This is a genomic window from Microcystis sp. (assembly GCF_048564745.1).
Taxonomy (GTDB): Bacteria; Cyanobacteriota; Cyanobacteriia; order Cyanobacteriales; family Microcystaceae; genus Microcystis; species Microcystis ichthyoblabe_A.
The window spans coordinates 115970-129556 of the sequence record NZ_JBLZRT010000012.1 but is presented as its reverse complement, the minus strand read 5'-3'; the positions used below and the strand labels follow the sequence as shown (position 1 = coordinate 129556).

Annotated in this window: 15 protein-coding genes; 8 read left to right on the top strand and 7 right to left on the bottom strand. The window is 43.9% G+C overall.

From position 1 onward, the window contains the following. Position 1 precedes the first annotated feature (1 nt). Positions 2-886: a peptide chain release factor N(5)-glutamine methyltransferase gene (gene prmC, locus ACOCD9_RS01975; RefSeq protein WP_287700398.1), complete on the top strand. Its 885-nt coding sequence runs from the start codon at positions 2-4 to the stop codon at positions 884-886. Here prmC and ACOCD9_RS01970 read toward each other — a convergent pair. From ACOCD9_RS01970 to ACOCD9_RS01955, 4 genes are all read right to left on the bottom strand, one after another. Then, a complete protein-coding gene (locus ACOCD9_RS01970) occupies positions 883-1419 on the bottom strand; it encodes a hypothetical protein (RefSeq protein ID WP_419546236.1) in 537 nt (178 codons plus the stop codon). The genes prmC and ACOCD9_RS01970 overlap by 4 nt on opposite strands. Further along, a complete protein-coding gene (gene pyrF / locus ACOCD9_RS01965; RefSeq protein WP_419546235.1) occupies positions 1383-2084 on the bottom strand; it encodes an orotidine-5'-phosphate decarboxylase in 702 nt (233 codons plus the stop codon). The genes ACOCD9_RS01970 and pyrF overlap by 37 nt, the downstream gene beginning before the upstream one ends. A gap of 137 nt (positions 2085-2221) precedes the next feature. Continuing rightward, positions 2222-2686 (bottom strand): MEKHLA domain-containing protein, encoded by a 465-nt coding sequence (locus ACOCD9_RS01960; RefSeq protein WP_104397245.1) that lies wholly within the window; start codon positions 2684-2686, stop codon positions 2222-2224. Between the two features lie 22 nt (positions 2687-2708). Beyond that, positions 2709-3890 (bottom strand): M20 family metallopeptidase, encoded by a 1182-nt coding sequence (locus ACOCD9_RS01955; RefSeq protein WP_419546234.1) that lies wholly within the window; start codon positions 3888-3890, stop codon positions 2709-2711. A 229-nt stretch (positions 3891-4119) separates the two neighbouring features. Here ACOCD9_RS01955 and queF point away from each other — a divergent pair, with 229 nt between their 5' ends. The 3 genes from queF to recQ all read left to right on the top strand — a co-directional run bounded on the left by queF (position 4120) and on the right by recQ (position 7468). Continuing rightward, entirely contained in the window at positions 4120-4515 is a 396-nt protein-coding gene (gene queF / locus ACOCD9_RS01950; protein ID WP_287700390.1) for a preQ(1) synthase, read from the top strand. A 127-nt stretch (positions 4516-4642) separates the two neighbouring features. Beyond that, positions 4643-5254, top strand: coding sequence for a DUF3318 domain-containing protein (locus tag ACOCD9_RS01945; protein ID WP_104397241.1), 612 nt, complete (start codon positions 4643-4645; stop codon positions 5252-5254). Between the two features lie 108 nt (positions 5255-5362). Continuing rightward, positions 5363-7468 (top strand): DNA helicase RecQ, encoded by a 2106-nt coding sequence (gene recQ, locus ACOCD9_RS01940; protein ID WP_419546233.1) that lies wholly within the window; start codon positions 5363-5365, stop codon positions 7466-7468. Positions 7469-7566: 98 nt separating this feature from the next. On the opposite strand, the gene ACOCD9_RS01935 is transcribed toward recQ, so the two are convergent. After that, complete coding sequence (locus ACOCD9_RS01935) at positions 7567-7809, bottom strand: hypothetical protein (RefSeq protein ID WP_002740130.1); 243 nt, start codon at positions 7807-7809, stop codon at positions 7567-7569. 60 nt (positions 7810-7869) lie between these two features. Next, complete coding sequence (gene lnt / locus ACOCD9_RS01930; RefSeq protein WP_419546232.1) at positions 7870-9396, bottom strand: apolipoprotein N-acyltransferase; 1527 nt, start codon at positions 9394-9396, stop codon at positions 7870-7872. A 238-nt stretch (positions 9397-9634) separates the two neighbouring features. Between lnt and ACOCD9_RS01925 the strand changes: the two genes are divergently transcribed. After that, positions 9635-10393 carry a GAF domain-containing protein gene (locus ACOCD9_RS01925; protein WP_287700385.1) on the top strand — a complete coding sequence of 253 codons (759 nt, stop codon included), beginning with the start codon at positions 9635-9637 and terminating at the stop codon, positions 10391-10393. An 81-nt stretch (positions 10394-10474) separates the two neighbouring features. Here ACOCD9_RS01925 and ACOCD9_RS01920 read toward each other — a convergent pair whose 3' ends face one another. Next, on the bottom strand, positions 10475-10861 hold the full coding sequence (locus tag ACOCD9_RS01920) for a hypothetical protein (RefSeq protein WP_287700383.1): 387 nt from the start codon (positions 10859-10861) through the stop codon (positions 10475-10477). Positions 10862-10940: 79 nt separating this feature from the next. On the opposite strand from ACOCD9_RS01920, the gene hpsP reads away from it, so the two are divergent. The 3 genes from hpsP to ACOCD9_RS01905 all read left to right on the top strand — a co-directional run bounded on the left by hpsP (position 10941) and on the right by ACOCD9_RS01905 (position 13571). Further along, positions 10941-12152, top strand: a complete 1212-nt coding sequence (gene hpsP, locus ACOCD9_RS01915; RefSeq protein ID WP_419546231.1) for a hormogonium polysaccharide biosynthesis glycosyltransferase HpsP — start codon at positions 10941-10943, stop codon at positions 12150-12152. Between the two features lie 465 nt (positions 12153-12617). Then, entirely contained in the window at positions 12618-13184 is a 567-nt protein-coding gene (locus tag ACOCD9_RS01910; protein ID WP_016517333.1) for a glyoxalase-like domain protein, read from the top strand. Positions 13185-13229: 45 nt separating this feature from the next. Further along, positions 13230-13571, top strand: coding sequence for a hypothetical protein (locus tag ACOCD9_RS01905; RefSeq protein ID WP_002757816.1), 342 nt, complete (start codon positions 13230-13232; stop codon positions 13569-13571). The last annotated feature ends 16 nt before the right edge of the window (positions 13572-13587 follow it).

Genomic DNA, 13587 nt, shown 5'->3' with positions numbered 1-13587 from the left:
TGTGTCTGCTAGTATTTCCGGTCAAGAATTAAGTCAATGGCGCCAACAGGCGATCGCTGATTTAGAGCAAGCGCAACTATCTCCGAAGGAAGTGGATATCTTTCTGCAAGCAGTGACAGATTTAGATTATCTTTCCCTGCGCTTACAATCCTTTCGGGAACGAGAAAAAATCCCCTTGAGTTATTCTTGGTCGGAAATTACTAAACGCTGGCAAAAACGCCTGCAATCAAGGGTTCCCTTGCAGTATTTGCTCGAATCGGTGGTCTGGCGTAATTTTACCCTAAAAGTCTCCCCGGCGGTCTTAATTCCTCGTCCCGAAACCGAGTTATTAATCGATATTGTTGGAGAAACCGTCAGAGGAGACGACGGGGGAATCTGGGTAGATATGGGAACCGGTAGCGGTGCGATCGCTATTGGTTTAGCCAGTATCTTGACAAAAGCAGAGATATATGCTATTGATTACAGTCAAACGGCTTTAGCGATCGCCAAAGAAAATATCATCAAGACGGGTTTTGCCGACAGAATTATCTTAAAACAGGGTTCTTGGTGGACACCCCTAGAGAAATGGAAAGGACAGATTAGCGGTATGGTGTCCAATCCTCCCTATATTCCCAGTGCAGAAATCCTCGACTTACAAATTGAAGTGCGGGAACATGAACCCCGTTTGGCCCTGGATGGAGGTGAAGACGGATTGACCGCGCTGCGCTATCTAGTGGCCACTGCTCCCGATTATCTGCGATCGGGAGGCCTTTGGCTAGTGGAAATGAGAGCCGGTCAAGGGGAAAAAGTAGCGCAAATGCTGGAAAATCAGGGCAATTATCGACAAATTCAGATTATTAACGACCTAGCAGGTTTTGATCGCTTTGTTTTGGCCGAGCGAATTTAGCGCAATGCACCCGCTTCGCAGTCCCGCAGCCAGAGACGCACCGCTTGGCCGATGGTGCCTTGACTGGTTTCTAGGGGAGGTAAGGGGACTTGAGCGGGTTCCAGGGAAGCTAATTGACTGTAAACCGTCACTAATCGCCATCCTTCCCCAGTTTTAGTTAAGAATAACCAGTGATAATTCTGGAGGCTGACAGAGCGATTTTTGCTATACTGACGCTCTAAAGTCGTAAAAAAAACCTGTTGAGTGTCATCGGCAATTTGACCGGAATATTGACTAGCACTTAAAGGTAGGGGTGCAAATTCGGGACGACCGGCAATAATCACAAAAACCGGTGTAGATAATTCTTGATCGATTTGGGAGCGGGTAATAACTCGATTAGCATAACTGGGTAAATCTGACAAGAGGCGATCAACTAAAAGATTTAAATCCTCTGGACAGCTAGAAAGAGGACGACTAACAGCTGGCGAGTTAATCCCGAAAATAACCAGTAATACCCCTAAATATCGGCTAATTCTTGACAAATTTTTGTCCATGCTACCTTTGGCTCCTCGGCACCGGTGATCGGTCGTCCAATTACTAGATAATCAGCCCCAGCTTTAAGCGCTTGGGCCGGAGTCATCACCCGACTTTGATCCCCTTTGATTGACCAGGAGGGACGAACTCCGGGGCAAACTAAGAGAAAATCCTCTCCACAGACGCGACGCAATTGCGCCACTTCTTGGGGAGAACAAACCGCCCCATCAATTCCCGATTCTTTGCCCAATAATGCCAGATTTAAGGCATATTCCGATAGCTCTAGGGGAATTTTGAGGTCGAGGGCTAATTCGCGGGCGTTAAGGCTGGTTAAAACGGTGATAGCGAGAAGTTTTGGCGGCGATAGCAGGTCAGAGATTGCCTCCTTAGCCGCCGTCAATGCTTGCCGTCCGGCTGTTGCGTGCAGGGTGAGTAAATCCACTCGATAGCGACTGGCGGAACGACAGGCCCCGGCGACCGTATTGGGAATATCATGAAATTTGAGATCGAGAAAGATCTTTTTTTGTCTTTCTTGCAGAATTGCTAGAATTTCTGCACCGCTACTGACAAATAATTCTAGTCCCACTTTCCAAAAACTGACTTCCGGCAACAGATCAAGCAGTGCGATCGCTGATTCTAAATCCGGCACATCGAGAGGAACAATAATTCGGTCTGAGTTGGTCATATTGGGGCGATACAGTGGGGGTGTGGGGTGTGGGGTGTGGGGTGTGGGGAGAGGGAAGCGGGGAGAGGGAAGTGGGGAAGTGGGGAAGTGGGGAAGTGGGGAAGTGGGGACGGAGTTTAAAGGCAGTACAGCTTAAATCAGAGAAAAATCCAGTCGGCAAAAGTGGCAGCCTGTCCGCAGTAAATGCCATCACGATCGATGATATTCCAAACGATCGCTTTTTCAATGCGAAATAGTTGACCGTTTTTCGTGATCCTTACCCCGTGATAATCGTTGATATAGCCCTGTTTTTTGACTAAATCCAGCATTTTTTGGCGTTCTTGGGCGGGTTCCTCTCCCTCTACCGTTGCTCGCGAAGGAGTTGCTAATAATTCTTGCCAAGTTAAACCCCAGAGATCGAGGGCGCAGCGATTACCATAATTGAAGATCGGATTAGTTTGTGTACCGTGGGAAACTAGCACAAAAGGGGCATAAAAGAGCATTTTACTCTGTTCTTTGCCAGTACCGATCCAGGGTAAAAGCGATCGCCCGATTAACTGTTCATAACTATCCAGCAGCAATTCTGTCCAAGCTATAATAGCTAAATCTTCCCAAATTTCCATAAAATTATCTTGAAAAACCGGTTTAATCTTCCCTTTGCCAATATTTATAGGCCGCGTAGGCTAAAGTAATCACTCCCGTCAGAATTGCCGACTCATCCACTAAAAATTCCGGATGGTGAAGGGGGGGATTGAGGAGGTGAGGAGAACCCACTCCCAGACGGAACATTGTCCCCGGGGCCTGTTGCAAATAAAGGGAAAAATCCTCGGCCCCCATGGAGGGTTCCGAGAGAATTAAAACCCGATCCTGTCCCCAAGCTTCTAAACCAGCTTCTTCCACCAAACGGGTTAAAAATTGGTCATTTTGCACCGATGGCACACCCCGGCGATATTTTACTTGACATTTTGCGTTATAGGTGCTACAGACATTCGTGACCAAACTCTCGATCCATTCCGGGAGATGGGCGTGGGTTTCTGGGTGCAGCGATCGCACTGTTCCCGCCATGCGTACCTGATCGGCGATGACGTTGGGGGCGCGACCACCGCTAATCTGCCCGATGGTGAGGACAATGGGACGCAAAGGGTTTTGAGTCCGACTAATTGCCTGTTGCAAAGTGGTGATTACTTGCGAGGCGATCCAGATAGCATCGATCGCCTCGTGGGGCCGGGCCCCGTGGCCGGATTCCCCTTGAATAAAAATCTCCAGATCGTCGGCAGCCGCAGTTAAGGCCCCGTAACGAACCCCGATTGATCGGGCCGGAATCGAGGGGAAAACGTGCAGCCCGAAAACGGCGCTGACATCCCGCATCACCCCTTCCTGGATCATCCAACTGGCCCCCTGGGCGATTTCCTCTGCTGGTTGAAAGAGAAAGCGTATTTTTCCCCCCAAAGGTTCCGAGAGACGGGAAAGCACCATCGCCACCCCTAAACCGACGGTAGCATGAACATCGTGACCGCAGGCGTGCATAATCCCCGGTTTGCGGGAAGCAAAGTCTAAATCGGTTCTTTCTTGGATTGGTAGGGCATCCATATCGGCCCGGATGGCTAAAATCCTTCGATCACTGCCTTTTCCTGCCAATTCTCCCTTAACTCCCGTTTTTCCCACCGCTTCCTGCACCGATAGACCACAGGAAGACAAAACCCCGGCAATATAGGCGGCAGTTTGATATTCTTGCCCGCTTAACTCTGGATTCGCATGAATGTGGCGGCGAATCTCCACTAATCGGGGTGCGAGACTCTCGGCTATGTTTTTAATCTCGGAGAGCATGAAACCAGTTTTACAGTATCTTTAGGGTTAATCATAGATCATTTTTTACCTGAAAAGTTGGGTTTGGCTGATTTTCAGTCTCAACTGTCTTCTCGGCATTCTTTCAACCTAGTACTAAGCTAATTTGTCAAGAGGATGCACGAGTTACTATTCATCTCTTGATTCGGCAACGCCTCTTGAGAGAAAATTCCAGCTATGATAGGAAACATTGTCTAGTTAGGAAAAAAACATGGTTCAGTCTTCCGAAAAAATTGAAGTTAAGTACGGGGAAAGAGAAATTGCCGAAGGAACATTAATTACTTTTCCCAATCCACGCCCTGGCAGAAATTACGATATTCATATTACTCTGCCGGAATATACCTGTAAGTGTCCCTTTTCCGGTTATCCCGATTTTGCCACTATTTATCTTAGCTACGTTCCCGATCAAAAGGTGATGGAATTAAAGGCGATTAAACTTTATATTAATAGTTATCGCGATCGTTATATTTCCCACGAAGAAGCAATTAACCAAATTTTAGATGATTTGGTGGCCGCTTGCGAACCCTTGCAGATGAAAGTTAAGGGGGATTTTCATCCCAGGGGTAACGTACATACCGAGGTGGAGGTGATGTATAAAAAAGAATAGCATAATGGTCTAGTTTGGGGATGGGTTAGCCCCCATCTCTAGCTGTTCTAGTTTTTATTGTCTGAATGGAGATATTAACTCAGAAAGCGATTATACTCAATGATTGAAGACTATTGGCCGGCGATCGATGAACCAAGACAACGAGATTAGTCATTTACTAGACCTCATGCCTGCTTCGGGACGGATGATGACGCGCATTGTCAGCAAACCCGAAAGCAGCAAGGTAATCGAAACTAATTTTCCCCTACCCTGGCAAAGAGGAGTCAGACCGATTCCAATTAATTTTGACCTCTGGCGGCAATTATCAAGATCCCAACGGGATTTAGTCTTGTTAAGGGCCGTCTGTGTTTTAACGGCAGTAAAATGGTTTAAACCCGATCTCGATCGAGTAATTGCTCTGGCTGGTATCATCGGTTTAACCGTGGAAACCCTACAAACCGATGCCGTGGGTATGGCAGTGGCGGGGGGTTTAACTGCCTTGGCAATTAACCGGATTTGGCGGGAAAAACGCAGCCCCCAACGGGAATTAGACGCGGATGAAGCCGCCCTAAAAGTGGCCGTTAGACGCGGTTACACGGAAACCGAGGCTGCTAAAAGTTTATTATCGGCTATTGAGACTATAGCTGAAATTGAGGGGCGATCAAGTCTCAATTTTAACGAGTTATTGCGCTGTCAAAATCTGAAAAAATTAGCCAATCTCTCCTTTGTTGGTGTTCCCGATCAGGTGAGACAATCTTAAGGTTAGTTGTTTTGGCTACTGGCTTTCTTTTTACCGATTACCGATCACTGATCACTTAAATCCCTAACCATAAAATAACTACTATAAAAATATTTTTCCCCTTGCTCAATGGCTGCAATTGACTCTTTAGAAAAAGCCTTAAAATATTACTTTGGCTACGATCAATTTAGACCGAATCAACGCCAAATAATTGAGGCTGCTTTAAATAATCAGGATTTATTAGTAATTATGCCCACTGGAGGCGGTAAATCTCTCTGTTTTCAGCTACCTGCTTTAATCAAAAAAGGGGTGACGGTGGTGGTTTCTCCCCTAATTGCTTTAATGCAGGATCAAGTAACTGCTTTAGCTGATAATGGCATCGGGGCAACATTTCTCAATAGCACTTTAAACGCTAAACAAGTCAGAGAAAGAGAATCTTTAATTCTGCAAGGAAAAATTAAACTGTTATATGTCGCCCCAGAAAGATTATTATCGCCTAGTTTTTTAGATTTTTTAGCTGTTATTGATAATTACCTCGGTTTAGCCTGTTTAGCTGTGGATGAAGCTCACTGTGTCTCCGATTGGGGTCATGATTTTCGCCCTGAATATCGACAAATTAAACAAGTTCGTCAACGCTTTCCCTCTGTGCCAATTCTCGCTTTAACTGCCACCGCTACCCAACAGGTGAGGGAAGATATTATCCAACAATTAGGATTGCGAGATACTTCCATTCATATTGCTAGTTTTAATCGTCCTAATCTTTATTATGAAGTTCAACCTAAAACCAGTAAATCTTATCAGCAATTGTATCAATATATTAAAGGACAAAAAGGATCAGGAATTGTTTACTGTATCAGTCGCAAAACCGTCGATCAAGTTGCCGAACAGTTACAAAAAGATGGTATTAATGCCCTACCCTATCACGCCGGTATGAACGATCAGGAAAGAAGCGAAAATCAAACCCGTTTTATTCGGGATGATGTGCAGATTATGGTGGCGACAATTGCCTTTGGTATGGGGATTAATAAACCGGATGTACGCTTTGTCATTCATTACGATTTACCCCGCAATTTAGAGGGATATTATCAAGAATCGGGCCGTGCGGGTAGGGACGGAGAACCGGCTAAATGTACCCTCTTTTTTAGCTTTGCCGATGCCAGAAAAATTGAGTATTTTATTAACCAAAAAACCGAGCAAAATGAACAACAGAAAGCTCGTCAACAATTGCGACAGGTGTTAGATTATGCCGAAGGGACTGAATGCAGAAGATCGAGTGTACTAGGCTACTTTGGAGAAAGTTTTGCGGGTAACTGTGGTAACTGTGATAACTGTCGGAATGGGAACAATTCTGAGGATTGGACAATCGAGGCACAAAAATTTTTATCCTGTGTAGCGCGGACGGGACAAAAATTCGGTATGATGCACATAATCAACGTACTCAGGGGAGGAAAAGGTGAAAGAATCACCCAATATCAACATCATTTATTATCCACTTATGGCATCGGTAAGGATAAAACTCTCGGGGAGTGGAAACGTTTAAGTCGTTCCCTTGTCCAGCAAAATATATTAGTAGAAACTGAAGACGATTTTAGAATCTTGAAACTTAATCAACACAGTTGGGAAGTGATGCGGAAAGAACGTTCCGTGTTTATTGCCGTCCCCCAAAAAGCTAACGGTCAAATCTTGGGAGACGACAATCCCAATATGGTGGAAAGTGATTTATTATTCGAGCGCTTGCGGCAACTGCGGAAGAAAATTGCTGATAGTCAAGGGGTTCCTCCCTACGTTATTTTCCATGATTCTAGTCTGCGTTTGATGGCCCAATCAAAACCCCGGAGTTTAGAGCAGTTTCGTCAAATTTCTGGAGTAGTACAAAGCAAAGTTCAACAGTATGGGGATATATTTATAGCGGCAATTAATGATTTTTGTCAGGATAGTCTTCCCTCTACTCAATTCCTCACTCTCCAATACTATCAAGATGGTTTGAATGTGGAAGAAATCGCTCGCAAAAGAAGCTTAAAAGTCTCAACCATCTATGAACATTTAGCTAAATTGCTGGAAGCTGGTTACGAAATTGATATTAATCAGTTAGTTTCTAAGAATAAACAGGAATATATTCGTTTAGCGATTAAAAAAGTTGGCGTTCAATCCCTGAAAACTCTCAAAGAAAATCTGGGAGATAATTATAGTTATGAGGAAATTAAATTAGTTGTTGCTTGGCAAAGACGACTTTAAAAGCTATAGGAGAGCGGGAATTATGAATTATGAATTATGAAGTGGGGAAGTGAACTGATAACTGATAACTGATAACTGATAACTGAATTAAGCAAACCCTATTTAGGGGACAAACGTTCTTGAATTTTATTAATTGCCCAGCTTAAAATCGCCCCCGCAATTAAAATACTAATAGCAGGATTGAATAAGGGCAGCCAAAGACGCTGAAAAAGTTTAAATCCTAGGGGAATTCCCGTGGATTCACCGATAACAGCCACGGCAAACCAGAGAAAACCCGCTATCACTAAAAACACATCAAATATTAAGATTCTATTCAACCACTTGACAAATTGCTCTTTCATTGCATTAAAAACTTAGGTTATTTATACAGTTTATTCACGAAAAAGTATAGCATTGTCACCTTAATCCCAAGCTCTCCAGAGCCAAGCTAGTCCGGCAGTCATGATTAAAACTTTAGTTAACCAATCTCCCCAGCGCACATATAAAGTTCTCGTATCCCGTCGATAAATTGTTTCGCTATGGATTTGATATTTATCCAGATCCGATAGCCAAAGGTGATTACCGTGGGGATCGACAAAAGCAGAATAACCCGTATTGGTGGCCCGGGCCATCCATCGATCGGTTTCGATCGCTCGCATGGTATCCTGAGCATGGTGTTGAGCGGGCATGGCGTGGCTATAATGGGCGTTATTAGAAGCAGTAATAATAAATTCGCCTCCCCTAGCAGTTTGACGGCGAAAATGTTCGGAAAAAGCCGACTCGTAACAAATGCCCACAATGATTTTACCGAAAGGACTGTCAATAATTTGATCAGGATTTCCCTGGATTAAATGCGCTTGCAAGGGAGAAAGGCGATCAACAATTCCGCCCAAAATTTCCTGAAAAGGAACGTATTCGCCTAAAGGCACGAGAATTACTTTATCATACCGACTAATCACCTGTCCCTCGCCATCAATGGTCAAGAGACTATTATTATAACCCTTGTCCACCTTGCCAAATGCACCCAACCAGATCGGCGTTTTTTTGGCTAAAATTGCCGAATAAATCGAGCTATTATTGACTAAGTTCTCCCAATAGTAGGGTAAGGCGGTTTCAGGAGTTAAGACGGCATCTACTCCTTGATCGGCGAGAATTTGATAACCAGAGGTGTAACCTTCGATCGCCTTTTGAAATCCTAGGGGCGAAAGTTTAATTGTGTTGGGAATATTGCCCTGAATTACGCCAATTTTTATCCCTAAATCCCTTGACTTTTCGATCGGTTTATGGTATGTGTTCCATCCCCAGAGATGCAGGCTCAAACAAATGAGGAGGGGTAAAGAGAGAAAAGCGAGATTTTGCCGCGATTGACGGATTAGGAGCAAGCTTTCGGCGATTAAACCGTTAACTGCCACAATTGCCGCCGTTATCGTCGTAAAACCCGATAATTTTCCCAATTGCAGAATCAATAAATTATGGGGACTTTGACTATAAGCAAGGGTAGTCCACCAGAGAGGGGATTGACTCCAGAGAGATTCTAACCCACACCAGAGGGCAGTACCGATGAAAACCCGCAGGAGAGCATCCCTAAAAGATGACTGATTAACACTTTTGTTGACATAAAACATAACTAACGTCCAAGTTAGCACGATCGCCGTTCCCCAAAAAGTAATAAACAGCCAACAAAACAGAGCAATTGACAAACTCGCTAACCAGGGGACACCCATCCACGTCATCGGGTGAATTCCCGTGATCCAGAATAAAGCGAGGCCATGGTAGGCAAAACCCCAGCCAAAACCGTATAAAAGCTGTTTTTTTAGGGATTTTTCCCCTAATCTCACAACCATCCACAGGGGGACGAGAGAAATCCAAGCGAGTAACCACCAAGAAACTGGCGCTACTGTTAACCCCATCCCCACACCGGCCAAAATTGCCCAGAGAAAACGCACCATTTTTCACTCCAGTCAGGTTAAACTGGTCTGACCCACTAGATCTCAGAGTAGCTAGAGGGAAGACAAAAAACAAGAGACAGACAGAAGTTTTGGCTACATCTACAATAGAGCAGTTAGTGAGTAAAAAAGCCCCTCGATCAGATGCGATGGCACGCTATAGACTCAGATAAACAGGGAGATGGGGAATGTTACCCTCACCCTGAAAGTCTAAACCCAGACTAAATAAGTGATTGAATAGATGGATAATTTTAACCCCAAAATAACAGCCCTGGCTCTTGTCTTGAATGTCGAGGAAAATCTCGAAGATATTTTTCGGAAAATAGCTAGTATGAGCGCTCATCAATTGCAAGCGCGGCACTGTTCAATTATGTTAAGCTCTCCACAGGAATTAAAAGGGGAAATTACCGATTATCTAGAAGTTTTTGCCCATGATGATGAGCTATCACCTTTAGCTGATCAAGAAATAATTAAACTTGATCAACTTATTGCCGGCACTGTAGCGGCGACGGGGAAACCTTTACTAATTAAGGATATCACTCGATCGCCATTTGCCAGTGCAGCCCCTTATTCCAAAAAATCAAATAATAATAGTTTTATAGCCGTACCGATTATCCTCAATCAGCAGGTAATCGGAGTAATTAATCTCAGTTTTCCCCTAGACAAAAAACATTTTGAACTATTAGATTTAGAAATCTTGCAGTTATTCGCTCAACAGGCTGCCCAATCCCTGCAAATTTTTCATTTGCAAGGGATGTTAAAATCTCGTTTTGTGGCCATGGCAGTGACTAGAGAAATAGCAGAAATTCAGTCCGAACATTCGATCGCTGTCCATCCTTATCCCCCGAAATTAGCCAAAATTGTCGCTAAGGCTTTTTTTAAAGAATTAACTCAGGCCGGTTTTGGCACCCATGAAGTTATTGAGATTGCCAATGAGGTTTTGAGTTTACTACAAAAGACTCTTAATAAACATAAAAATCGTCTGGAAGCAAAAGATTGAGCGCTAGTCAGGGGTTAAAATCTACTAACTTGCCACTCCCGTGCAGTCCCAAGTAATAATTGAGATGGTTAACAGCTTAATTTACTGATCACCGCTGCCGTCCTGCCGTCCTAATTCATAAACACCGGAGGCAACACAAGCGAGAATACCGACACTAATCGGCCAACTTTTTCCTAAACTAATCTCGATTAACCAATCGGATAAACCGCCGAGAATGAGAAAGGGAATAATACTAAAGATAGAGGCATAAAAAGCATTTTGGGATTCTCTGGCGACGCGAGTTTTTTCAAACTCCTCTAGGGAAGTATAGAGGAAACGCTCGGCAAAATTAAACCAGCGATCAAAAATTTCTATAAACCAATTTCGCACCCCGGCTAACCCCAAATATAATGCTAAAGACCAGAGACAGCTACCGGCAATAAAAGCCGGAGAAATATTGATAGTGAAGGGCAGAAAGTCGATTACCATAAATGAGAGCCACAGAAGTGGTAAATTTGAGCGAACGGCTTGATCGATCTTAACAAGTCTTGACCCTTGCACCAAAAAGATGAAAATTCTTCAGATTGTTCCTTCGATTTCCCTTGTTTACGGGGGTCCTAGTCAAATGGTACTCGGTTTGTCAGCAGCCTTAGCCCAACTGGGCCAAGATGTGACTATTATCACCACCGATTCCAATGGTGACACGGGACAAGCACCCCTAGATGTGCCTTTGGGGGTCCCTGTTAGTCAAAATGGCTATCAAATCTATTATTTTCCCTGTTCTCCCTTTCGGCGCTATAAATTTTCCCTTGATCTGTTTACTTGGTTGGCTAATAGGGCAAAAGATTACGATATCGCCCACATTCACGCTTTATTCTCCCCGGTAAGCAGTATATCAGCTTCGATCGCCCGTTACCGTCAACTGCCCTATATTCTCCGTCCCCTAGGCACCCTCGATCCGGCAGATTTGCAAAAAAAACGGCAACTTAAACAAATATATGCCAATTTTCTGGAAAAACCCAATTTAGCGGCGGCGGCGGCGGTTCATTTTACCAGTCAGCAGGAGTGTCAAATCGCCGAAAGATTTAATATAAAAACTAAGGATATTATCATCCCCCTAGGGGTAGATTTTTTTAACCCACAAGCTTTACCAGTAAAGGGTTTTGAGCTTCCCGAAAATAAACCGATCATTCTCTATATGTCCCGTCTTGATCCGAAAAAAGGTCTAGATTTATTGCTGCCCAGTTTAGAAAGGTTGTTAGAAAAAGGCCTAGATTTTCATTTTGTCTTAGCAGGAGGTAATCCCCAGGACCGGGAGTACGAAAATCGGATTAAAAATCAGATCGAGCGGTCAATCTTGGGCAAAAATACGACAATTACCGGATTTGTCACTGGAGAAGTGAAAAATAGCCTCCTCGCTAGGGCCGATTTATTTGTTTTACCTTCCTACTATGAAAATTTTGGCATTGCGGTTGCAGAAGCCATGGCCGCCGGAATTCCCGTGGTGATCTCGGATCGGGTGGATCTGCATCCTGCGGTGGCAGCAGCGGCCGCGGGATGGGTGACAGCTTGTCAGCTTGAGGATTTAACTAATACTTTGGAAGCGGCTATCACTAATCCTGAAATTCGCCAACAACGAGGGAAAAATGCCAGGGATTTAGTCTTAAATCAATACAGTTGGTCAGCGATCGCTGAACAGCTGTTAACTGTCTATCAAGATTTAGTCTGCGCTATCGATCGTCCCCTGCTCGATCGAAGTCACAGACGGATTAAGATTTAGGCCATCAGGATAACCAGCACTAAAAATGCCAGTAGGGTTAAACCTGATTGCAGAAAGACGGGGAGTGCAAAAGAATTCATAACAGTGGCTCACTTTCTAGGGACGGCTCTATTCCCAATATACGCTTTCATCTCCGCTAATTCCTCATATTTTTGGGCGCAATGTCATCATCCCATCATTTATTCATCCCATAGGGAAAATTTGAGGCAAATTGTACCGCATTCAAACTGGGTAGGGAACATTTTAATACAAATGTACGAAACTTAGTCACTCCCCACCCCGTTAAGTAGCTAAGTAGTTAGGTGTTAAAAACTATCGGATCCCCCCTTATCAAGGGGGGATTAAGGGGGTATCGAACCCAAAATCTATCTTCAATTTAATTATAACCAGCTACTTAACTTAAGTTTCAGCGTCGTGATTATAATTAGGGAATGATAGAAATTCTTAGGCAATAGGATCACATCAGTGTTGATAAATCATCTTTTCTTCGGCGCTTTCCTACCCCTTGATACTCTCCTGTCCACTCAGGGGATTATGGTTATGCTCCTGGCCGCTTATGCTTTAGCCATGTGGATGTTTCTAACTAGCGCCCCAAAAGTTCATACAATCATGGTGACAGATTTGGAGACAGCCCGACAATTTTATGAAGGACTTTTAAATTTACCCACCGCCGATGTCCCCCTCCATTACTATTACAATTATGAGCAGACGATGGGCAATAATATGATTGACCCATTTTATATGTCTAGTAATCCGGCTGTGACTACTGCCAACCCTTCTTTGGGAGATCAACCCCAGGGTTTATGGTATCAGTTAAAGAAAAATACCCAACTGCACATCGTTGGTGGGGCAACCGCAGGTTATAAGGATCGTCATCGTCACGTTTGTTTTGATCACGATTGTTTAGAACAAATTCTGATGCGGGTGGAATCACGACGCTTAAAGTATAAAGTTCGTCGCAATAAACCTTTAAATTTTTTGGTCAAAGATAATGCTGATCGCGTGATTGAAATGGCCGAAGTCTCGAATTAGTTAACAATTAGATTGGGGGCAACCATAACGGTAAATAACTAAACTATGAATGCTCAACTGCTCACAATCGTTTTAATTTCTTTAGGGGTAGGTATTGGTTTGGCCATTCTACTCCTGATTTTAGTCAAGTTAAGACGCTGCAACCAACAGGTAAATAGTATCGTCGATTATCACTCTCTCATCGGTTTAATCGGAGTTGTTCAAATCCCCTTCGATAAAAATAGCAAGGGGAAAGTGCGAGTTAATGTCGGGGATAGTCTGATCGATATAGTAGCGATAACGGAAGGGGAAGAACAATTTAATGTCGGGGATCAAGCATTTATCCTCAATTTCCAGGATAATAAAGTTTTAGTCATTGCGGAAAAGTATATCAGAGGCGATTTGTAATTTCTTCTAGACCAAA